General features: G+C 58.5%; 21 protein-coding genes and 3 pseudogenes. 10 read left to right on the forward strand and 14 right to left on the reverse strand.

What is annotated here, in order from left to right; all coding sequences use genetic code 11:
- The 3 genes from WFR25_RS25585 to WFR25_RS25595 all read right to left on the reverse strand — a co-directional run.
- Positions 1–1,007 (reverse strand): dihydrolipoyl dehydrogenase family protein (locus WFR25_RS25585; RefSeq protein ID WP_336975172.1); only part of this gene is annotated, 1,007 nt, incomplete at its 3' end.
- Between the two features lie 37 nt (positions 1,008–1,044).
- Positions 1,045–1,374, reverse strand: coding sequence for a heavy-metal-associated domain-containing protein (locus WFR25_RS25590; protein WP_004213249.1), 330 nt, complete (start codon positions 1,372–1,374; stop codon positions 1,045–1,047).
- Between the two features lie 12 nt (positions 1,375–1,386).
- Complete coding sequence (locus tag WFR25_RS25595; protein ID WP_014072602.1) at positions 1,387–1,782, reverse strand: mercuric transporter MerT family protein; 396 nt, start codon at positions 1,780–1,782, stop codon at positions 1,387–1,389.
- A gap of 76 nt (positions 1,783–1,858) precedes the next feature.
- On the opposite strand from WFR25_RS25595, the gene WFR25_RS25600 reads away from it, so the two are divergent.
- The 4 genes from WFR25_RS25600 to WFR25_RS25615 all read left to right on the forward strand — a co-directional run bounded on the left by WFR25_RS25600 (position 1,859) and on the right by WFR25_RS25615 (position 5,277).
- Positions 1,859–2,281: a MerR family transcriptional regulator gene (locus WFR25_RS25600; protein ID WP_014072603.1), complete on the forward strand. Its 423-nt coding sequence runs from the start codon at positions 1,859–1,861 to the stop codon at positions 2,279–2,281.
- A 170-nt stretch (positions 2,282–2,451) separates the two neighbouring features.
- Positions 2,452–3,012, forward strand: coding sequence for a recombinase family protein (locus WFR25_RS25605; protein ID WP_004213255.1), 561 nt, complete (start codon positions 2,452–2,454; stop codon positions 3,010–3,012).
- Between the two features lie 652 nt (positions 3,013–3,664).
- Positions 3,665–4,765: a replication initiation protein gene (locus WFR25_RS25610; RefSeq protein WP_336975174.1), complete on the forward strand. Its 1,101-nt coding sequence runs from the start codon at positions 3,665–3,667 to the stop codon at positions 4,763–4,765.
- 77 nt (positions 4,766–4,842) lie between these two features.
- Entirely contained in the window at positions 4,843–5,277 is a 435-nt protein-coding gene (locus WFR25_RS25615; protein WP_336975176.1) for a DNA-binding protein, read from the forward strand.
- Positions 5,278–5,539: 262 nt separating this feature from the next.
- On the opposite strand, the gene WFR25_RS25620 is transcribed toward WFR25_RS25615, so the two are convergent.
- The 3 genes and pseudogenes from WFR25_RS25620 to WFR25_RS25630 form a co-directional block, all read right to left on the reverse strand.
- On the reverse strand, positions 5,540–6,142 hold the full coding sequence (locus WFR25_RS25620) for a tyrosine-type recombinase/integrase (protein ID WP_336975069.1): 603 nt from the start codon (positions 6,140–6,142) through the stop codon (positions 5,540–5,542).
- Positions 6,143–6,231: 89 nt separating this feature from the next.
- Positions 6,232–6,693, reverse strand: a pseudogene (locus WFR25_RS25625) (Tn3 family transposase); the annotation flags it as partial.
- Positions 6,694–6,746: 53 nt separating this feature from the next.
- Positions 6,747–9,761, reverse strand: a complete 3,015-nt coding sequence (locus WFR25_RS25630; RefSeq protein WP_059153620.1) for a Tn3 family transposase — start codon at positions 9,759–9,761, stop codon at positions 6,747–6,749.
- A gap of 131 nt (positions 9,762–9,892) precedes the next feature.
- Between WFR25_RS25630 and WFR25_RS25635 the strand changes: the two genes are divergently transcribed.
- On the forward strand, positions 9,893–10,453 hold the full coding sequence (locus WFR25_RS25635) for a recombinase family protein (protein WP_059153619.1): 561 nt from the start codon (positions 9,893–9,895) through the stop codon (positions 10,451–10,453).
- Here the strand turns inward: WFR25_RS25635 and WFR25_RS25640 are convergent.
- From WFR25_RS25640 to WFR25_RS25650, 3 genes and pseudogenes are all read right to left on the reverse strand, one after another.
- The gene (locus tag WFR25_RS25640; protein WP_336975178.1) at positions 10,448–11,425 is read right to left on the reverse strand and encodes a DUF4158 domain-containing protein; all 978 of its coding nucleotides are present in this window, start codon (positions 11,423–11,425) and stop codon (positions 10,448–10,450) included. The genes WFR25_RS25635 and WFR25_RS25640 overlap by 6 nt on opposite strands.
- A gap of 308 nt (positions 11,426–11,733) precedes the next feature.
- A pseudogene (locus WFR25_RS25645) lies at positions 11,734–12,198 on the reverse strand (recombinase family protein); the annotation flags it as partial.
- Positions 12,199–12,243: 45 nt separating this feature from the next.
- A complete protein-coding gene (locus tag WFR25_RS25650) occupies positions 12,244–12,885 on the reverse strand; it encodes a recombinase family protein (protein ID WP_087727265.1) in 642 nt (213 codons plus the stop codon).
- Between the two features lie 52 nt (positions 12,886–12,937).
- Here WFR25_RS25650 and WFR25_RS25655 point away from each other — a divergent pair, with 52 nt between their 5' ends.
- Positions 12,938–16,060, forward strand: coding sequence for a Tn3 family transposase (locus WFR25_RS25655; protein WP_336975068.1), 3,123 nt, complete (start codon positions 12,938–12,940; stop codon positions 16,058–16,060).
- 103 nt (positions 16,061–16,163) lie between these two features.
- On the opposite strand, the pseudogene WFR25_RS25660 reads toward WFR25_RS25655, so the two are convergent.
- A pseudogene (locus tag WFR25_RS25660) lies at positions 16,164–16,253 on the reverse strand (recombinase family protein); the annotation flags it as partial.
- Between WFR25_RS25660 and WFR25_RS25665 the strand changes: the two are divergent.
- Positions 16,252–16,749, forward strand: a complete 498-nt coding sequence (locus tag WFR25_RS25665) for a hypothetical protein (RefSeq protein ID WP_336975180.1) — start codon at positions 16,252–16,254, stop codon at positions 16,747–16,749. The pseudogene WFR25_RS25660 and the gene WFR25_RS25665 overlap by 2 nt on opposite strands.
- Positions 16,750–16,824: 75 nt before the next feature.
- Here the strand turns inward: WFR25_RS25665 and WFR25_RS25670 are convergent, their stop codons facing one another.
- On the reverse strand, positions 16,825–17,298 hold the full coding sequence (locus tag WFR25_RS25670; RefSeq protein WP_336975182.1) for a hypothetical protein: 474 nt from the start codon (positions 17,296–17,298) through the stop codon (positions 16,825–16,827).
- 548 nt (positions 17,299–17,846) lie between these two features.
- On the opposite strand from WFR25_RS25670, the gene WFR25_RS25675 reads away from it, so the two are divergent.
- The 3 genes from WFR25_RS25675 to WFR25_RS25685 all read left to right on the forward strand — a co-directional run bounded on the left by WFR25_RS25675 (position 17,847) and on the right by WFR25_RS25685 (position 19,951).
- A complete protein-coding gene (locus tag WFR25_RS25675; RefSeq protein ID WP_336975184.1) occupies positions 17,847–18,677 on the forward strand; it encodes a hypothetical protein in 831 nt (276 codons plus the stop codon).
- A gap of 668 nt (positions 18,678–19,345) precedes the next feature.
- A complete protein-coding gene (locus tag WFR25_RS25680) occupies positions 19,346–19,666 on the forward strand; it encodes a type II toxin-antitoxin system RelE/ParE family toxin (RefSeq protein ID WP_103001675.1) in 321 nt (106 codons plus the stop codon).
- A gap of 3 nt (positions 19,667–19,669) precedes the next feature.
- Positions 19,670–19,951, forward strand: a complete 282-nt coding sequence (locus WFR25_RS25685; RefSeq protein ID WP_336975187.1) for a helix-turn-helix domain-containing protein — start codon at positions 19,670–19,672, stop codon at positions 19,949–19,951.
- A gap of 12 nt (positions 19,952–19,963) precedes the next feature.
- Here WFR25_RS25685 and WFR25_RS25690 read toward each other — a convergent pair whose 3' ends face one another.
- From WFR25_RS25690 to WFR25_RS25700, 3 genes are read right to left on the reverse strand one after another with little or no spacing between them, the layout of a single operon-like run.
- The gene (locus tag WFR25_RS25690; protein ID WP_336975189.1) at positions 19,964–20,443 is read right to left on the reverse strand and encodes a hypothetical protein; all 480 of its coding nucleotides are present in this window, start codon (positions 20,441–20,443) and stop codon (positions 19,964–19,966) included.
- 14 nt (positions 20,444–20,457) lie between these two features.
- Positions 20,458–20,712 carry a BrnA antitoxin family protein gene (locus WFR25_RS25695; RefSeq protein WP_336975191.1) on the reverse strand — a complete coding sequence of 85 codons (255 nt, stop codon included), beginning with the start codon at positions 20,710–20,712 and terminating at the stop codon, positions 20,458–20,460.
- The gene (locus WFR25_RS25700) at positions 20,699–20,995 is read right to left on the reverse strand and encodes a BrnT family toxin (RefSeq protein ID WP_336975192.1); all 297 of its coding nucleotides are present in this window, start codon (positions 20,993–20,995) and stop codon (positions 20,699–20,701) included. Before WFR25_RS25700 ends, WFR25_RS25695 begins: the two co-directional genes overlap by 14 nt.
- Positions 20,996–21,008: the final 13 nt, after the last annotated feature.

The following is a 21,008-nucleotide window of genomic DNA, read 5'->3' on the forward strand; positions in this document are numbered from 1 at the left end:
ACCGCGTTGCGCGCGGCCAGTTTTGCGCCATAGGCGGCCATGTAGACGAACTGGTCCCGTCCCGTTACATCGCCCGCCGCGTAAATGCCTGGAACCGACGTTTCGAGGTGGTCATCGACGACGATTCCACCATTACGGGCAAGCACTATGCCGCGCTCCTCCAGCCCAAGCCCGTCGCTATTGGGTCGGCGTCCGGTGGCGATGAGCACCTGTTCCGCCGCGACGGTGTCACAATGCCCCTCGCAGGTCAATTCGACCCCGCTCTGTGTTTGGGCGATACGCTGATAGCCGACACCTGCGCAAACCCGCACGCCCTCGGCTTCCAAATAGTTTTTCAGCGCGGCACTCACTTCCGGGTCCATTTCGGGGAGCAGGCGGCTTCGGCAGCAGATGGTGACATCAACGCCCAGACGCGAAAACATCTGTCCCAGTTCTACCCCGATCACCCCGCCACCGATCACCAGCAGCGATTTGGGCAAGCGATCCAGCGCCAGCGCCGATGTGCTGGTTAGGTAGGGCACGCTGTCCATCCCCGGAATCGGCGGCACGGCGGCGTGCGCACCCATCGCCAATATGACCTTGCCGACCTTCATGGGCGCATCGCCGACAATCAGCGCACCATCGGCAAAGCGTGCCTTGCCCTCGATATAGCTCACACCGTCATAGGCGGGCAGCAGATCGACATATTTTTTTTGGCGCAGCGTCGTGACAAGATCGTCCTTCGACGCCGCCAATACGGACCAGTCATCCATCTGGACAGCGCCCCCAAGGCCGGGAAAGCGCGCGGCGGCAAGCCCACCATGCACCGCTTCGGCGGCGCGGATCAGCGTCTTGGAAGGAACGCAGCCAACATTGACACAGGTGCCGCCAATCGTGCCGTGACCGACGAGCGCCACTTTCGCGCCCAGATCGGCAGCGGCGATCGCGGCGGAGAACCCGGCAGAACCCGCGCCGATGACGGCCACGTCAAATCCTTCCTGCCCGGGGCGGTTGCAACAGTCGTTCATTGCTTATCGCTTTCTTGAGGCGCTGGCGGCGCCCCGCTCAGTTTTGAATAGCGCGCGCCGGATAACCCGCGTTGGTTGATGCAGCGGCAATCGCAGCAGCATTGGTGCGGCGCGGGTTATAGGTTGCGCGCGCGGTCTTGGCTGCGAAATCGACCGTGACCGCCGTTACCCCGGCGACGCCTTCCATCGCCTTCTTCACGGTGATCGGGCAGGTGGCGCAGGTCATGTTCTCTATGGCAAAGGTGGTTTGCTTCTGAGCGGTTGCGGTAGCCGCGGGGCGATCTTGCGCCGTGCCACTAACTGCATAGGCGACCCCGCCGCCAGCCATAGCCAGCACGGCCATAGCGATACATACTGTCTTTTTCATGGGTATTTCCTTTCAATAGAACCAGGGTGCCCACCAGTCGATGGTGAGCGCCAGGATGGCGACGGCAAGGCCCAGCCACAGCACCGCCTTGGTGGTCCAAGCCGATTGTGGACGAGCGCAGTAGGAACCGTCTTCACAGGGCGGTTTCGGCTTGAAATAGACATGCCAGAAGCCGTAGCCGAGCAGCGCGAGCGTTACGCCTGCGACATAGGGCTTGTAAGGTTCGAGCGCCGTCAGGTTGGCGATCCACGCGCCGGAAATTCCGAGCATAACCAACAGTAGCGGGACGACGCAGCAAGCCGAGGCGAGCCCCGCGCCGATCAATGCGCCCGCCGCAACCCAGTTTGCCTGCTTCGGCTCGTGGTTTTCGGTGAGGGCTGGCTGTCCCGCTTCCGGCGTTGAGACCATGGCTTGAATCCCTTGTTCCAACTGAGTGATTCGCAGTGTAGGCTCTGTAGCCACTACAGACTCAAGAGGTATTTTCATGGAGCAACAGGTCGGCATCTTGCGTGCCCAGCTTGCCCGGAAAACAGGCTGCAATCTCGAAACCATCCGCTATTACGAGAAGGTGGGATTGCTGCCGGGGCCGCCTCGCAGTTCCAACGGCTACCGCGTCTATTCGCCGGAACTGGTGCAAAGGTTGCAGTTCATCCTGCGCGCGCGCGACCTTGGCTATGCAATGGATGAGATACGGTCATTGTTGTCGCTCACCGATACCGGTGCACAAACCTGCGCGGAGGTTATGGCGAGAACCGAACTCCACCTTGAAGATGTCCGCCGCCGCATTGCAGATTTGCAGAAGATAGAGGTGACGCTGGCGACCACGTTAGCCAGATGCACTGGAGATGACGTTGCCGAATGTCCCATCCTGGAAGCACTCCAGTTTTTACCCCATCAAGGCAATTGACGCCATCTTTGAGGGATTTGATTTCGTGATGTCAGCTTGGAGTATAGCCTAACTGGACGTCAGGGCGGTACTGCGGTTTCTGTCAGATTAGGGTGATAAACGGAATTTGTTGACGAATTTCGTTACGTATCATAGATTTCAACCTGACATTTTGATGGAGAGAGTGCGCAGTGAAGGGGCAACGGATCGGCTATGTCCGGGTCAGCACGTTCGATCAGAATGTGGATCGCCAATTGGAAGGTCAGTCGCTCGATCGGACCTTCACCGACAAGGCATCGGGCAAGGACGTCAACCGCCCCCAGCTTGAGGCTCTGCTCACTTTCGCCCGCGAAGGCGATACCGTCGTCGTCCACAGCATGGATCGGTTGGCCCGCAATCTGGATGACCTGCGCAAGCTGGTCCAGGGCCTCACCAAGCGAGGTATCCGGATCGAGTTTGAGAAGGAAAGCCTGTCCTTCTCGGGGGAGGACTCCCCGATGGCCAATCTGATGCTCTCGGTCATGGGTGCGTTTGCTGAGTTCGAGCGCGCTCTGATCCGCGAACGGCAACGCGAAGGCATTGCGATCGCTCGGCAGCGCGGCGCCTATCGGGGGCGGAAACGGTCGCTCTCGGATGAGATGATTGCCGATCTGCACCGCCGCGTTGCCGCCGGTGAACGCAAGGCGACCATAGCGCGCGACATGGGCATCAGCCGCGAAACCCTCTACCAGTACCTTCGCGCCGCTGCCTGACACCAATGTTCACATTATGTCCGGAAAATCGTTGTTCAGCGTACAAAGCTTGAGGTGACGCCCAATTGCTGATGCTCCAGGGGCAGGCCCCGTTGATCGTGGAGAAGATCCGATATTACGATCAACGCGAGTTCGCAGGGCTGGCCGATCCCGGCTGAGCGGCCACAGGGGGCGCGATCGTCGCCTATGGCGCAGCGGAAGGGGAAAGAGCGGCAACCCCGGCTCCTGACCGCCCTGGACCTCTCAGCACGGCGCTAGAACGCGATTGGGTAATGAACCCGCCCCACTTCCCCCTCGGAAGTCCAGCGACCGCAGGTCGCCTTGTGACGGCATCGCCGTCACGCATCAAATAGCGCATTGGCCGGTAGGCCAATTCCATATTCCTCATCTTTAGAACCGCATTTCCTCTCACGCGCCCGCGATGATTCTAGATTCTGGGATTCTATGATTCAGGGGTATCAAACGCATTGATTATAAAGGTGTATTTCGGCCTATCATGAGGGATGGGGTGGGGCATCATGAGAAATGGGGTGCCCTATTGTGAGTTTTGGGGTGGGGGTATTATGAGAAATGGGGTGCATGAAGTGAGGCCATTTCTTTTCTCACCTCATAATACCTTGACCCTGTTCGCACATCGACCGAATGTCCCATCATGGACGGGACAGCCGACACAACTGGTCGCACGATGGAGGTGGCGCGGATCGAGAAAGAGCGTGGCTCTGACACGATTGTACAGCCGCGCGAGCTAGTCGAAGTCCGCTACGCGCGGGGGGTTTCCCTTAGCCTGTCTGCGCGCAAGGTGTTCGCGTTGATGATGCACCAGGCCGCAGGCGATGCCTGGCGGGACCAGGAACATAGAATCACCAAGCGCATGTTGCGCGGCTCCCACAACTCCAACGATCGCCTTGCTGAGACGATCGACGAGCTGATGGGTATCTTCTTTGCCATGCCTGACAAGGTGGAAGGCGACCACGGGCGGCGCACCTTCCAGATGATCGAAGAGACATTTGAGGGGGGTGAACAGGGGTGGTTGATCTACCGTTTCACCCGACGCGCGCGCGACCTCCTGAAAGACAGCGAAGCCTATGCACTCCTGCACCGGGCAACAGTGCTGGCCTTCGATAGCAAATATGCCCTCGAACTATACCAGCTCGGAGCGTTGCTCTACCGACGAGACGTGCCGATCTGGCGCGGCGATGTGGAAACCCTCCGGGCAAAACTTGGTGTTCCAGAAGGGTCTTACAGCTCTTTCGCCGATCTTCGACGCTTCGTCCTCGATGCCGCAACGGCGGAAATCAACCAGCTTGTGCCGCAGTTCTCGGTGGCATGGGACGTCGCAAAAAGGCGGGGCCGCAAGGTCATCGAGATTGCTATAACCTTCCGCCGCAAGCCGCCGATCGCTGCGGTAGCGGCTGAAGAGGAAAACGAACGCCATCGCGCCGGTCGCCGAGCACGTCGCGATGGCACGGCGGAAACGATACTCGACCCCAGTGCGATCATCGCTGCAACAGTCGCGAATTTGGGCGTGTCTGATGTTTTGCGCTGGCCTACCGACGATCAGGTAACGGAATTTGGCGCAACGGAGTTGCACGCGATCGGCGTCACCTATGGTGGAGGGCACGCCGTGCAGCGGTTGGCAGATCAATATGCGCGGGTGCGAACCGACAAGCGACGCCAGCTCCGGGGAGATGCTCTACGCGAAGATTGGACGACTTGGGTAAGGGGTTGCGCGGAAAAATGGAGTAAACCCTAATGGTTGTCGCTCTTAGGGTTTCGCGATACCCTACAGAAACAGGGACACGTTCCCGGTTGGAAACGGGGGAATAAAGCATGGCAACCGTCTCAATGACGAAGGGGGCTGAACTGGCTGGGGTCAGCAAGGGGACCGTCTCCAAAGCCCTTAAATCCGGTCGTCTTAGCTATGCTGAGAAGACCGATAACGGCTACCTTATCGACACGTCCGAACTGTTCCGGGTGTTTCCTCCGAAACAGAAGGAAACGGTTGACGAGTCACGCTTAGATACCCCCGATGGAAACAGGGAAACCCTAATAAATTCAGGGGGGTTGCAGCGGGAGATTGAACTGTTGCGTGAACAGCTACAGGATCGTGATGGCGTGGTTTCCGACCTGCGCCAACGGCTCGATAAATCCGAGGAAGAACGTCGAGAAGCACAGGCGCGGGTGATCGGATTGCTCACCGGGCCAGAGGCAGCAGAATCGAAACGTGGCTTTTTCGGTCGCCTGTTCGGACGATCTGACGATTGACCTCTGGAATGGGTGGGCGGCGGTAGCTGGCTATCTTGCTTGCCACATCCCGAAGCCCACCGCGTCTTCATAGGTTTTAGGCATGAAGCCGGGGTGGGCAGCTTCATATTCAGCCCTACGCCGATCATAAGTTCCGTCTTTACGAAGCGACGCATCGCCTACGGAATAGGCATCATTTCTCAGCTTTTGGGCTTTGATCCGCCATTCCTCCACCTCATTGGCCCCGTGACCGCGAAGCTGTGCAAATTGGCCATTTGGGGTTTCAGCGCCAGAGACCCTCGAACCGGCGTCCGGCCGTACGCGTGTAGCGGACGGTGTGTTTGGGGTCGCGGTGGCCGAGATAGTCCTGGATCAGCCGGAGGTCGTAGGCGCGGTTCGCGAGCGCGAACCCGCACGAGTGGCGCAGCATGTGCGGGTTGACCGGCGGCAGGCCGGCGCGCGCCGAGGCTTGGGCCAGCAGGTAATTCACGGCCTGGCGGGTCAGCTGCGCCCTGCGCTCAGACACGAACAGCCAAGGCAGGTGATCATCGCGCCCGCCGAGGTAACGCCTGATCGCGCGCAGTTCGTCGCCTGCGATCGGCTGTTCGACTGACAAACCGTTTTTGAGACGACGCACCCACAGGCGCGATACGGCAACGTCGACCTCGTCGCGCCGCAGCGCGGTCGCCTCACTTACACGGAGCCCATGACGATACATCATGAGCAGGAGCAGGTGGTCGCGCGGTCCATGACGGCCAGCTTTGGCGGCATCGAGCAGGCGGTCGATCTCGGCTGCGGTGAGGAAATCCTTGCGGCGTTCGTGGGCATCAGCGGCCGCATCGGCGCCACTCTTTACATTTCGCCAGCTGGTCACCTTCTCAGCCATGCTGCGTTCTCCTGGGCGCATCGCCTTACTGTCGGCACTACTCTTGACGAAATGCGCCTTTTGTAAAGAGTGAATAGGCCGGTCGAAGTTTACGCGGCTATCCTTGCCTCAATGTCGAGCCGCCGCTCCATGTTCAGGTCGAACGCGCCATACGGACTGACATGCGCCCAGATGAGCGGAGTCAGCCCACGCTCGTCCGCCGCGGTCATGCGCCCGCGCCAGCGTTTCTCGGCGAGTACGCGCTGGAGCATCAGCGTGTTGACGTACACGAGGCAGGACTGGAGGAGGTGCAGCGCCGCGACCGATGCCTGCTGGTCGTCGAGCCGGTTCGATGCGACCTCGCCGCCCCGGCCGAAGAAGATGAAGCCGTTGGCCGAGTTCCAGGTCTCGACGACGTTCAGCCCTTCGTTGATTTCGCGACGCAGGGCCTCGTCGTGCAGGTAGCGGCACAGGAACGCAGTCTTCATTGCCTTGCCGAGCTCGGCGAGCGCCTTGTAGGTCGGGTGCTGGACGTTGTTCCTCGTGAACCGCCGGAGGATCGCCTCGGGATCGGGTCGTGCGGCTGAGCGGAACAAGAAAGTGTCGTAAGGGGCATTATTTCTTTTCAAAAGTCCCATTCGGAATTAGGTTGGCGTAGCGGTCTGAGGCCGCCGTTTGCGACGGCGTCGGGCACGGAGAAGTCGTAGCTCCCGAGGAAATTGATGTGACGCCAGAATATCGGCGAGAGTCGAGCGATATCGGCGGGCAGCGGTGGCGCCCCGGCCTCGCTGAGTTGGCGCACGGTTTCCTGCATGTAGACAGCGTTCCAGTGGACGATGGAGTTGAGGGCGAGACCGAGGACCCCGAGCTGCTCCTCTTGGCCTTGACGCAAAGGGCTTCTGATTTCGCCCCGATCGCCGTGATGGACGCGCCGACCGAGCTTGTGGCGCAATTCCTGCCGGTTGAGCTGAAACAAGATCCGTCGGCGGAACGGTCGGTCGTCGATGTATCGCAGGATGTGCAGCGTCTTGATGATGCGCCCCAGTTCAGACAGGGCCTTGGCCAGGGTCGTTGGGCGGTCTTTGACCTGCAGCATGCGCATGACGCCTGCGGCCTTGAGGTGGCCGAGCTTGATCGACCCGGCCAAACGGATCAGGTCGGACCAGTTTTCCCTAATCAGATTGATTTTGATCCTGCCCCAGGCAATCTCATCGAATTGTCCGTAGCTCGCCTGGCGGTCGATGCGCCACAGCTTCGCGCCGCCGATGTCCGCCAGACGGGGGCTGAATCGGTAGCCCAGGAGCCAGAACAGGCCGAAAATTGCGTCGGAATAGGCAGCGGTGTCGGTCATAATCTCCAGAGGATCGAGCTCGGTTTCCTGCTCCAGCAGGAGAGCCAGGACGACCAAACTGTCGCGCAAGGTGCCGGGGATGACCGCTCCGGCCAGCCCGCTGAACTGATTGGAAATCATGTTGTACCAAGTGACGCCGCGCTCCTGGCCATAGTATTTGGGATTGGGGCCGGCATGTATGGCGCTCGACGGAGCGACAAACCGCATTCCGTCCGCGCTGGCCACCTCTCCGGCGCCCCAGTGGCGAACGATATCCAGGCGATTGTGGGCGGCAACGATCGCGGCGTTCGCCGCAGCTATGGTCTCAGGCCGAATGAAATTCTGATTGACCCAAGACAGCCGGTCGCGACGCAGAGCCGCAATTTCCGGGCGCACAACTGGCTCAAGACCGATGTTGCAGGCGCCGCCGACCAGGGTTGCGCACAGGCTTATCTCGAAGTGCTCGACGGTGGCCTGACGCTCGCTCAGATGGGTAAAGGACTTGGCGAATCCGGTTCGCGCCATGACTTCAAGAAAGATGTCGGGCATCCCCGCCTTCGGCATGCGCGTTTGGACGGCGCCGCGCAGCGCACGAAGGCTCTCGGATTCATCAAGCTTGTCGAGGGGCGTGACCACAATCCCGGTCTTGTCGGCGACCGTCTCGAAACGCAGGTCAGGATTGTGGCCGGCGCGCGCGACGACATGTCGATATGCCTCGTCGAGAAGGCGGGAGAGACCGTCAATCTCAGTGTCGGCTTCCAGAGATCGGCCCAGGGCGCGTGCCACCATCAACCTGGAATTGTGCCAGGACTCGCCCTCGAGCATCCCGCGCCGAGGATCTCCGTATCGGATGCCGGGCTTGGCGAACACATCGCGATGCTTGATCGCGAGACGCCATGCATCGATGATCGCGAAGACATAGGCTTTCGGGTCCCGCACACTGCCTTCATGATCCAGGACATGTTGCCTCCACGCCTTTGGGATCGCAGCGGTCGGTGCGCCGCGCATCTTGGCGAGAGACGACCAGTCGTCTACGCCCTTGAGGTAGCTGATCGCGGCCTTGACGTTTTTGCCGCCCGGGGCGGCGTCGGTCTCGATGCGGTTGGTGATTTCGAAGAACAATTTCCGGGCACCCCGCCACTTTCTCCGCAGTTGGTCGTAGGGCTTGCTCTCTGCGGGCTTGGCGATCGCCTCCACCTTGGACATGGCGGCCTCGATGTCGGGACGGGGCAACCGCTCGAAGAGCACATCTCTCCATTCATTGAGGGGCAGGACATCGTCGGTCAAAACCAACAGACCCATCGCGTGGAGCAGCATCGCGGCGCCATCGAGATCGCGCAGACTGCGCAGACGGTCCTGTTTGTCGGCGGCTTCGGCCCCCTTCACCAAATCGGCAAGCAGAACCTCGGCCAGCTCGGCGGCATCGTCCTGGGCCGCCGCTTCGAGCGTATGGAAGAGCGCGGCTACAGTCGCGGTTCGACGAGGCTCCTGAAGGGCCGCAATGGCCGAAGGCTTGCTGACACGCGCTACCCGCGCGAGCCGCTCAAGGGTTGTCGCGGGAACACCCCTTGGTGGCGCCGGCCGCAGATTGAACGCCCGGACCGCATCGAGCCGATCAAGGTGACGGAAGAGCTCGGTCGGCATGCGCTTGGAGGGCACTGTCCGCAGCGCGTCCAAGGCGGCGAACGTGGATGTGTCGCCATCGTCAAACAGGGCGGCGATGCGCGCGCGTTGGTCATCGCTCAAGCTGGCGACCAGATGGCGCCAAAGCCTGGTCCGCGCACGATCGCGGATTCTGCCGACCAATCGCTCGACGACCGTGACGCCTGGCAGCAGCACCTTGTTGGCGATCAGCCAGGCCGCCGCTCGATCAATCAAGGGGCCGGGCCGCTCGTCGCCGCTCCAACAAAGGGCGTAGAGCCATCTGGTCAATCGGAAACGCGCCACCGCGTTGTCGCCAAAGTCCGTGAAGCCGCAGTGCGTCCGGATGAGCGCGAGGTGCCGGATGCGCCGGCTTCCCGCAAAATAGGCGTCCACGTCCGTGGCGGGCTCAAGAGCGAGTTGTTCGATCACGGTCGCCAGGACCGACGCGGGGATCTCGGAAGGAGAGACTGGAAATGCGCCCAGAAACCGGGCGCTCGTCAGCATCACGGTGAAGCCGAGCCGATTATGGTCTCCGCGCAGAGTTCCAATGAGGTCGCGATCAGTTTGGTCCAGATGGAAATATCGCGCGAGTTGGTCGGCCGACGGTTCGCCGTCGAAGCGAGAAAAGCCCTGACGCTGGGCATCAGTGAGGTGACGGGTGGGCATACCGTGCGAAACTTCCAACTTTTGCGAAGGGGACGGCCGATGCCGATAAACAAGGCGAATTTCTTCGCAAAATATATGTGCGAAATAAAGTCGTTTTGCAGCAACTTTCGCACAATGGCGGGAGCCTCCGCATGAAGCTCGGCTACGCGCGCGTCTCCACCGAGGATCAGAACCTGGACATCCAGTGCGCTCGGCTCTCGGAGGCTGGCTGTGAAATGATGTTCGACGAGAAAATATCAGGGGCCGCTCGTGGCCGGCTCGAGCTTGAAAAGCTGATGGGCCACCTGCGCAAAGACGATGTTCTCGTCGTCACCCGCCTCGATCGTTTGGCGCGATCCACCATCGAACTCTTGCACATCGCGGAACGTATCAGGGAAAAGCAGGCAGGATTACAATCGCTTGATGAACCTTGGGCCGATACCACGTCCCCGTCTGGCGTGATGATCATGACCGTATTCGCCGGGATCGCCCAGTTCGAGCGGTCTCTAATATTGAGCCGAACCGACGAGGGTCGAAAGGCGGCTATGGTGCGCGGCGTGACCTTCGGACGCCCAAAGAAAATGCGACCCGATCAGGCCGAGCTTGCTCGCCAACTTGTTCTGGAGGGCAAATCAATCAGCTCCGTCGCCAGGACCTTCAATGTTCACCCGGCCACTATCTATCGCTGCATTGAGCCAAACGGCTCCTTATGACACTTTTCTGTTCCGCTCAGCCGCACGACCCTTGAACAGGATGCCGGTCTTGCCCCTGACCGCCTTTGCTTCCTCCAGGAGCTCGGTCACGACGCGCCGCTCGGCCTTGACCGTGATGCGGTGCGTGATCTGGATGAGCAGGTCGACCAGCCCGTCGACGATTTCCGCCTCGCGCGGGACGCAATAAAAGGCGAGCAGCGGCAGCCTGATACGATCCGGGTGGCGGCGCAGCTCCCAGGCGCTCTCGACCGCGGCCCGCCTGCGGAATCGCTTCACAAGGTCGGAATGCACGCCGCCGAGCAACTCTGCCGATAGTTCAAGCCCGCGAACCAACTCGAGCTTGGCGATCTCGGCCAGCAGGCTGTCGAGCCCGGGCTTTCCGGGATCAGCGGACAGCCGCGTATAGGCCGCGCCCTCACCATCGTCGGCGAGCAGCGCGTTCAGGCGCGAGCGGGATCCATCGTCAAGGCGATCACCGACGGCGGCGAGCATCGCGTCGTCGTGGCCGGCGCGAAGCGAGCGGACCAGCCGGTCGAGGCGGTACGATCCGGGCCTGACAACCCGCCGCGCGGCGAACCATCCGGTGATCTCGTCCTCAAGCGCGGACGGTGTCGGCTCGCGGGGGAGGATGTCCGACAGCAGCCACGACCGGAACGCCGCCTCGGTCGCATGGTCAAAGGTGCCGACCGCCAGATGCTCGAGAACAAGCTGGCGGTGCCGGCGTCCCGAGCGACCGGTGAACGCGTAGCTCTCGACGTCTGCCTCGACGCCGATCTGGCCGGCGAGATGCGCGATCACGGCCGGGGCGAGGTCCGCTTCCTCATCCGGAAAGCGACCCTGCGACCGCCAGAACGCCAGCTGACAGGCGAGCCCCAGCTTACCGGCATCAGCATTGCCGGCGATGAACGCGACATCGTCGGGCGACAGCGTCCAGCGTTCACCCAGTTCGTCCACCGACCACAGTCGTTTCATGCATGCCCCCTGATCCACGCCGCAGCGGCATGCTAACCCGGATCACCGGACGCGCGAAGCCAAATGGCCATTTTGCACAGCTTCGCGGTCACGGGGCCTCATTGGGATCGTAGCTGTCGTGTAGGACTGCGAGGTCTATCGGATCGCAGTGCGGCCTCGGCCCCATCCGCCTACGGTGATCGTTGTAATGAACGATAGTGAATACGGCGTCCGGCAAGGGAAGCGTGAGCGCATGCTCTAGAAGGCGAATCTGTTCATCCTTGTAACTCTGCCTGATGCCGTCTTCCATGCCCGTCTCCGATCGTTCCTTACCGCCCTACAAGCCGTGATATGGTTGCCTGGCTGACATTGAACAGCGCGGCGACGGTCCGCTGCGTGTCACCGGCAGCGAGCCTATCGAGCGCCTCTGCCTGCTGATGTGAGGTCAGGGCCGTCCTACGCCCAAATTTGACACCACGCGCCCTTGCCTGGACACGCCCTGCGGCGGTGCGCTCGGTGATCCGCTCCCGCTCCCAGCTCGCCGCGATTCCCAACACCGCGATTATCACCTCGGCAAATTGTGAAGTCGTGTCCACCATCGGCTCGGCCAGCGAACGGAAGCCAGCCCCGGCCTCCTTTACCGCATGGAGGATGTTCAATAAGTCGCGGGTGTTGCGGGCAAGCCGGTCTGTCGCCGTCACCATCAGCACGTCGCCATCGTCCAGCGCGCCGATCGCGCGCTTGAGCTGGGGCCGCTCGGCCGTCGCCCCGCTAATCTTCTCGCGGTAGATTTTGGGTCCATCCCCGCAAAAGTACCGAACGCGACATAGGAATTTCGGTCAAGCACTGAGGGCATTCGGAGTGCCGGACGCGACTTTGAGGACCCGCTTTGCATGATCGCGCAACTGGCCGTTCGGTCCGACGTAGCGATAGAGCGTCGCGCGGCTAATGCCGAGTTCACGGCATAGGTCAGCGATATTCGTGTCGCGATTGGCCATCGCAGACTGGGCCAGGCGGATCTGGTTTTTGGTCAGCTCGAATTGGCGGCCGCCTTTACGTCCGCGTGCGCGGGCAGCGGCGAGACCCGCCATTGTGCGTTCGCGAATGAGATCGCCCTCGAACTCGGCCAGTGCCGCGAATATCCCGAATATCAGTTTGCCGCTTGATGTGGTGGTGTCTATATCGGCGCCCTGGCCGGTGAGGACGCAAAGCCCGACGCCTCGTTCAGACAGACTGCGTACGGTCGTGACCAAATGCTTGAGATCGCGTCCCAGCCGGTCAAGCTTCCATATATAAAGTGTGTCGCCTGGCCGTAGCGCTTTCAGGCAGGCTTCCAGCCCCGGACGATCATCCCGCTTTCCAGACGCTTCGTCCTTGTAGACGTGGTCGGGAGTGACATCGGCCGCCGTGAGCGCATCCATCTGAAGGTCGAGGGTCTGCGAGCCGTCTGCTTTGGAAATCCGCGCATATCCGAGCTTCATGAGTGTTTCACAGACGGTCGTTTGTGTGACGCTGGCGAAACAGCCCGCCAGCATGATCGATTTTGTATCATATCCCGTCTCACAGATAAAGGATAGCAAACCCTATCCAAAACGAAAAGAGACGCAGCTTATGCCACGCATGCAAATTCTCTCGCCCGGCGAACAGAACGCTTTCGACACACCGCCCCGGATGAACGCTGCCCAGCGCAAGGCTGCCTTCGATTTGCCACTCGGCTTTCAAAAAGAGATCGAGCGACTGCGGGATCCAGCCCACCAGGTCGGGTTCTGTTTAAATGCCGGCTACTTCCGTCATGGCCGGCGCTGCTTTGCCCCCGAAACATTCCACGACAACGACATTGCACATGTCTCCAGTCGGCTGGGGCATGACGCGGGAATGTTTGCACCCGCCGCCTATCCCGACCGGACACGTCAACGCCACGAGCGGATAATAGAGCGCCTGGCCGGTTTCCGGACGCTCGGTGGCGATGGTGAAGCGCATCTGTCTCTCATGATCGACCAGAAGGTCAGGGCTCACGAGAAACCGAAGGTTATCTTCCAGGCTGCCGTCGACCATCTGCTGACAAATCGGATTGCCTTGCCGGGCTACCGGCGCCTGCAGGATTTGATCCTGTTGGCGATCGGGCGGTCCAGAACGCGCGAGATGGCTCTGGTCGATGCCCACCTGCCACCGGCACTCGGCCGGGAACTCGACCTGCTTCTGGGTGATGGTGAGGAAACAGACGGGATCGCGCGGAGCCGTCTGGCGGCCCTCAAGCAGAATTCACAATCCGTTCGTCCCCGTTCGGTCAAGGACAGGCTGGCCAATCACACGGAGCTCTCCGACCTGTTTCACAAGCTCGAACCGGTCATTACGGCCCTGGGTTGGGATCGAAGCAGCGCCCGCAATTACGCGCTTGCCGTCATGAAATCGGATCCCCACGATCTGCGGCGTCGAAAGCCGGCAGACCGCTATCTTCACCTCATCGCCTTCGTCGTCCATCAATACTTCTCGCTGCAGGACAATCTGGTGGCCACGCTACTCAGCTCCGTTAAGGCTACCGAGACTGCGGCAAGCCGCGAGTTCAAGGACTGGTGCTATGTCGAGAGAAAGTCTCAGGCCGCAAAGCTCCGGGCCCAGATACAGGCTTTCGAAGATCATTTCCAATCGGCCATGGCCACCCTGCGCGGTGTGTTCGAAGCCGACGACCTCACAGACGCTGACAAGCTGCAGAGCCTGCATCTCTTGCTGTTCCCGGTCGATGCGGCGCCAGTGTTGTCCGATGCCATTCTGAAAGACATGAAGGATGACGCGAGCGTATCGCAGAACGAGGACGCCCGCTATTACGACATTCTTGAAGCCAGATCCCGACGCCTGCAAAACCAGGTGTCGGGTGTCATGAAGTCTCTGTCCTTCCAGACGGAAACACATATCAAGCCGCTGCTGGCGGCGCTGGTGCATTTCCGCAAGGCCGATGGCCAGGTGACGCGATCGGCGCCATCAGGCTTTCTCGATCCCGACGAGCGCAAGGCCGTGGGAAGTGGCGCGGAATTCAGGCCGTCGCTTTATAAGGTCATGCTGTTCCAGCACGTCGCCAGGGCGATCAAAGCCGGCGGTGTAAACCTGCCCCAATCTCACAGATATCAGCCCCTGGATAGCTATCTGATCGGGACAGAGCGCTGGCAGCGCGATCGTGAGCAATTACTGGAACGCGCCGGAATGGCGCGTTTCTCGGACCCGAACGCCGTGCTTGCGACGTTGAAGCAAGCCCTGAGCGACCAGTTTCTCCTCACCAACAGCAATATCGCAGACGGCAGAAACCTTCATGCGACGGTCGCGGCTGCCGGCCACATCAAGCTCAACACGCCCAAGCAGGAGGAGATCGAGACGACTGCCCTTTCCAGGCTCTTTCCGCAACGGCACTATGTGCCGCTCTCCGAGATCCTCAACACGGTCAACGTCGCTAGCGGTTTTGCCGACAGCCTGTCGCATCTGCGCCAGCAATACGCCCGCCCGGTTTCGACCGCCGTTCTCCTGGCCGGCGTCATTGGCCTGGGATGCGGGATCGGCCTGCGGAAAATGGCCCGAATATCCGGTGCGATCAAGGAGGACGCTCTGGATCACGCCGTCAACTGGCACTTCTCCCGCGAAAATCTTGTTGCTGCCAACGATCGCATCCTCGCCCTCATGGACAGCCTCGATCTCCCGGAAATCTACCGGCGCCATGCCGGTGAGACCCACACGGCCAGTGACGGCCAGAAGTTCGAGGTAACCGGCGATAGCCTCGATGCCAGCCATTCCTTCAAATATTTTGGGAAAGGTCAGGGAAGCAGCGCCTACACCTATGTCAGCGACAAGATCTTGCTCTGGTATTCCACCGTCTTCAGCGCCGCCGAACGCGACAGCGCCTACGTCATCGACGGTCTGATGCACAACGACGTGGTGAAATCGACGATCCATTCGACGGACACCCATGGCTATTCCGAAGCGATCTTCGGCGCCACCTATCTCATCGACATTGCCTATGCCCCCAGGATCAAGGGCCTGAAGCATCAAACCCTGTATGGCTTCAGGTCCATGACGCACGAAAATCGGAAGAACTGGGCCGTCCAACCCGACAAATATGTTGACGAAAACATCATCCGTACCCACTGGGACGAAATTCTCCGGCTCATGGTCACCATCAGGCTCAAGGAAACCACGGCGTCGGATATATTCCGGCGGCTCAATTCATATTCCAGGCAGAACAGTCTTTACACCGCCCTCAAAGCTTTCGGACGCATCGTCAAAACCCTGTTCATCCTGCGCTACATCGATGGCGTCGAACTGCGAATGGATATCGAAGCCATGCTCAACAAGGTCGAACTGGCCAACCGGTTTACCCGAGCGGTGGCCGTCGGCAGTCCGCGTGAGTTCATCTTTACCGTCCAGGAGGATCAGCAGGTAGCCGAAGCCTGCAACCGCCTGATCAAGAACGCCATCATCTGCTGGAATTATCTCTATCTCGAAACCAGGCTACGCGCCGCCGATCCCGAAACGCACGCCGAAATGATGCAGAGTATCAAGGCCCATTCGCCGCAATCCTGGGCGCACATCAACATGCTGGGCGAATACGATTTCTCCGACAAGAAGCTTGCAGACAGCTTCGGTATCCTCCCCCTGAAACAGGGCCTCTGAAACCAGGCCGTAAATGGGGGAATGAAAATGAGGGAATTTATCAGCAACTCAATACCTTGCCAGAATTCCTATGTCGCATTCCGCCCCTTTGCGGGGACGGACCCATTTTGACGCACCCGGCAGCGGTAAGCTGGGCGAGCTGTTGGGCCAAGTCCTGGCCAGTGGTTGAGACGCGCGCATAGCCGTAGATCATGACCGAAATCGTGCATCAGATTTTTGCATCACGGAAGAGGCTGGTTTTCCTAGGGTTTCGATTTGATGCAAAAGTTTTGACTGCCGATTCTCTCGCAACTACCAAAAGCGATCGACGCCGACCGCGAACGGCGAAAAAGGGGAATGAGATGAAGAAACTTCTGATCGGTTTGATTGCGATTGCCCAGCCGTTGTACGCGCAGGAAATCACGGAAACCATGAGTAAGCCGCTGCGCGCGACGCTGGCGGCACCGAACAATCCGATCGATCTCGAATTTTGTGTCGCGGATGCGATCACAAGGGTAGGCGGCGCGACGCCGATACCCATCCACGATGGACCGGATAAGACATTGATGATCGGATACGGACACACCCCAAAGCTGGTCGTAGTGATGACCAAGGTCCCTAGCGGAACAGACCTGAAAATCTACACCAAGGCGGGAGACGTTGATGCTCGCTTTGTTGGGTATATCAAGGAATCCTGCAAAATATTATGAAACAATCGCACCGTGGATCACCGGTGCTGTTTTACTGCAATTATATGGTAGGTGATGATCACTTGGTTCATATCTTCACTCATCCGAAAACATAACTTCTATCGGAGTATTTTTCGGAAGATCGTAGCGCTTTTGACTGAGCATCCACTTCTGCGCAAACTCTATAATTGTTTTGCGTGAGTCTTCGCCACGAGCAAATTTCATGTAGGCCGCTCCGCGTGCATCGCGAGCTAGTTTGCCAGAAATAGACCGAAGAAGATCATCTTTTGCACCTAAACTCGGCGCAAAACGACAAGCATCAAGAGTTGCTCGCAGCCTAGACGTATCAAAAGCTACGGGTATAGCTGGCTCAGGTGGAGGCGCGATAAGATGTAATGTGCCGTCCGTATAGTCGCCTGTCCACCGCTTCGCGAGACGCACTCGATATGTAATAAATGCATCTACGACATAGGTGGCTGTTTCCTTGCAGAATGGCAATTTGTATCCAAGGATTGTGGCCGATTTAGTTAGATCGAAACTGCGACGATGCTTAACCGTAGCGACCTCCAAAAGCCCCCCATTTGTCCGTATAACGACTGGGATATCATTTGAGGCTGTTGGCCCTTGTTCCGTAGGGGGAGGCCGCAGAAACAGCCATGCTAGTGCGATGCAGCCAGCCAAAAGGAGGGCGAACGCTGTCAACGTCCGCTTTGACAAATACATACTGACCCCCGACCTTGTGACTTAAGTACTCGCAGAGAGCCGACCGGTCTGCAAGCTTGCGAGATTGCAAGGGCCCAGCAGTGCAGCCATCGCGGTATTTGATAGCTGTTCGCAAGTAGACCGATGCAAAAATCACAAGTTTTGCATCAGGCCCGAAACCGCAGAAATCTGCGCCTCTCCGTGATGCAAAAATCTGATGCACATCCGGCGCGCTTTTCATGGGCGGAATCACCATTCCAGCGCCCAATGGCCCTGATGCAAAAGTTTTAACTTTTGCATCAGATTGAGAATGATGAAGGCACGTATCGAACAAATTTTTGGAATGCAATCAAACGGCTTCATGTTGCTCGGACGAGCGCCTACAAGGACATTGCATATTATTCTGAGATTTTCCTATGAAATCACATTTTAAATTTAGCGTCATTGCTGTGATAATTTCGTTTATTCCATCTTCTGCCATTCCTAAGAAACCTAATAATAAATCTATTATTGATCCTATATCCTACGCAAATAGCGTTAGATCATTGAATAGTTGTGATGGAATAGTTTTTTCGAAGCAGCCGCTCGTCGCAGATTCTCTACTTATGGGGTTAGTCCGCAGAGATCGTACTAGTGGAGGCAAAATTCTCGGATCTGATGAATTCATGACCGACGCACAAAATATCGAGAGACTGCATAAACTGATCTCGAATGCTCTGGGCGATTCAGAAATGATCGTAACTCGTTTTTCTTACAAGCCGTTTCAGGTGCGCTATGATGCCAATATCGGGGCATTGCGGATGTGGGGGGTTGGCAGCGGAGGCGTTAATAAATCGCCTTTAAAAAGGGAAACCGCCATTCGCATCGGGCAAGAGTGGATTACTAAAGGCGTTCGGAATGGGCAGAACGCTTATGGCGCGCAAGCAGAGGTTCAGGATGCGCGAGTGACACAGGTTGGGGTGGCTTTCGAAGAGGCATCGATCGCTCATACTTATAAAAGGGGAACACCCGTTGAAAGCCTCACTGTACCTATGGCTGTTGATGACGCCCGTGCCTTCAAAGCATCGCCCTCAGTTGTCGTGATAGGAAAACTTAAATCACCGTATTTTCGTCAGAGTAGTATTTTCCCAGAAGCGACAATAGACAACCCCCTTGAAGGGGTAATAACAACGATGTCGTTCTATATTGAGCCTCAATGCATTGCACTCATGGCAGGAAACAAAATCGTTGGTAGGCTAGATCGCTAAATATAAATTTACTATAAATTCAGAAGCGACAGATCTGTCTATTGTATTACCATCTAAAAATTTTTGATTTTTGGCATATACAAGCACTGGCACCCAGTATTACCTCACTGAATGGACGAAGACAGCGAGGGCATCGCCTAAAAGCGGTATCTTGGAACTGACGGCAAAGCAGTTATGCGTTCCTAGTGCACCAAATCCTGCGATTCTATCTGAGCAAATCACGTACATCGCTGTGCATATTTGCTCCGAAAACGGTTAGACATACAGGCGTAACGATCGACGTATTTTGACGCAGACGATCTTGACGCTCTAGCCACGCTATGATGGCACAGGCGACCGTCGCGATCGTGGCAATGACGGTTAGCAATATAGATAGGTAACTCACGGCAATCTCCTATGATTTAGATTATCTACTTGGACCATACCTTTCTAAATTTCATGATATTTGTGCTGAACCGCCGTCAACCGTGATGTATTAAAATAATACATTTTTAAAATTTACTTTTTGCAGATACATCCTTCACGAATTATTCGTCTTGGTATTAGCGATATTTGTGTCTGCTTAAATACTGTTGTTCAATTCTCTTTTTTCGCATTTCCCAACAGTATCTTATTACTAAGGAACAAAGTAGGTTGCTGTTATGTATTGAATTTGATACACCACCCTCGTGAAACAGATTTCGTTCCTGGGTGACAGCCTCGCTCGGCTTCGTGATTTTCCTGATGATGCCCGTTCCGAAGCGGGTCATCAGCTCAACGAGGTCCAGATCGGCAACGATCCCGACGACTGGAAGCCGATGAAAACCATTGGCCCCGGCGTGCGCGAAATCAGGATCAGGGAGCAATCCGGGGCTTTCCGGGTGATCTATCTGGCGACGTTACCGGAGGCGGTGCTTGTCCTCCACGCCTTCCAGAAGAAAACCCAGGCGACCCCGCAGAAGGACATTGAGCTGGCCGCGAACCGTTTACGGGCATGGAGGAAGGAATAGGCGATGGAAGTCCAGACTTTCGATAGCGTCTTTGACGCACTGGCCGACACCCCGGCAGAGGCCGCGAACATGAAGGCGCGCTCCGAGCTGCTGTCTGCCCTGAAAAGCCGTATCCGCGCATGGGACATGCCACAGGAAGCGGCGGCGGCACGCCTTGGCATCACCCGCCCCCGGCTCAACGATCTGCTGCGCGGGAAGCTCAGCAAATTCTCCCTCGATGCGCTGGTGAACCTCGCCACGGCATCCGGCCTGACGTTAGAAATCAGGATCGCGGAGGCAGCATAATCAAACCGGGCGCTACTGCCCCCGGTCTGGCTGCCGCGCAACTCTGACGCGACCACCAAACATCTCTTCATGGATCGGTTCGATCACAGCATGGGCCGCGCCATCCTCGCGACGCTTGGCCTTCGCCATGTCGAACTGTCGCCCCCGGTCAAGTTGATCCGCGATCCAGTCCCGTGCGCGCACCGCTTCCTGTTCTGCCAGGATGGGATTGTCCCGGTGAAGGTTCTTGGCGATCACCTGGGCGACGACATAATGAGTATAGGCAGCGTAGAGCGCTGGATCGCGCGCGGCCTCCTCCGCTGTCGCATCCCTGAATCGATCCCCCAACGTCGGGACGCAACCGACGCCAGCGACGAGCTGGGCCAGCGTCTCGCCCATGGCGTCCACCTTGCCCTGCATCGCCTCGACCTGGCCCGCCAGATTCTCAACCGCTGCCAGTACCGCCCGCTGGGTCGCCAGCAGCGCCATCACCGGATCGTCGCTATCATCCATGGTGTTCGCCAGCCCTACCGGTGCAACGCCTGCTCCAGCGCCTGACGAATGAACCGCTGATACGGCATGCCCTTGCTGGCAGCGGTCGCTTTGACCTGTTCGAGCAATTGCGCGGGTAGACGCATGTTGATCCGCGCGTCCTTGCTGCCGAACTCAAACCGCGTGGGCGTGAGCGCCGAAAGATCATAGCCGGTCAGATCGGCCGAACCCACAAAGTCCTCGGCCTCCTCATCGCTGGACAACAGCGGAATGGGTTTATCCTTGCTCATAGTGCTGCACCTCCTTGGCGTGCATGTAACGGGCGCTGATCGGGCGAATGTATCTGGCTCCGTCCCGATCGCGCCAGGTGAAAGCCAGAAACACATGACGGCCACTGCTCGCGCGGCCGATCGCCAGAAAGCGCGTCTCCACCGTCGAATGCGCGGCATCTGGCCCTATGGACGGCGTACCGGCGAACACGCTTTCGATTTCCGCCAGCGTGACACCATGCTTCTGGCATTTTGCCTGGTTGCCTTCGTCCCAATCGAAGCCAGCGACATTTTTGCTATCCATGATGGATAATGGC

Origin of the sequence: Sphingobium aromaticiconvertens, assembly GCF_037154075.1 — a bacterium.
Lineage (GTDB): Bacteria > Pseudomonadota > Alphaproteobacteria > Sphingomonadales > Sphingomonadaceae > Sphingobium > Sphingobium aromaticiconvertens.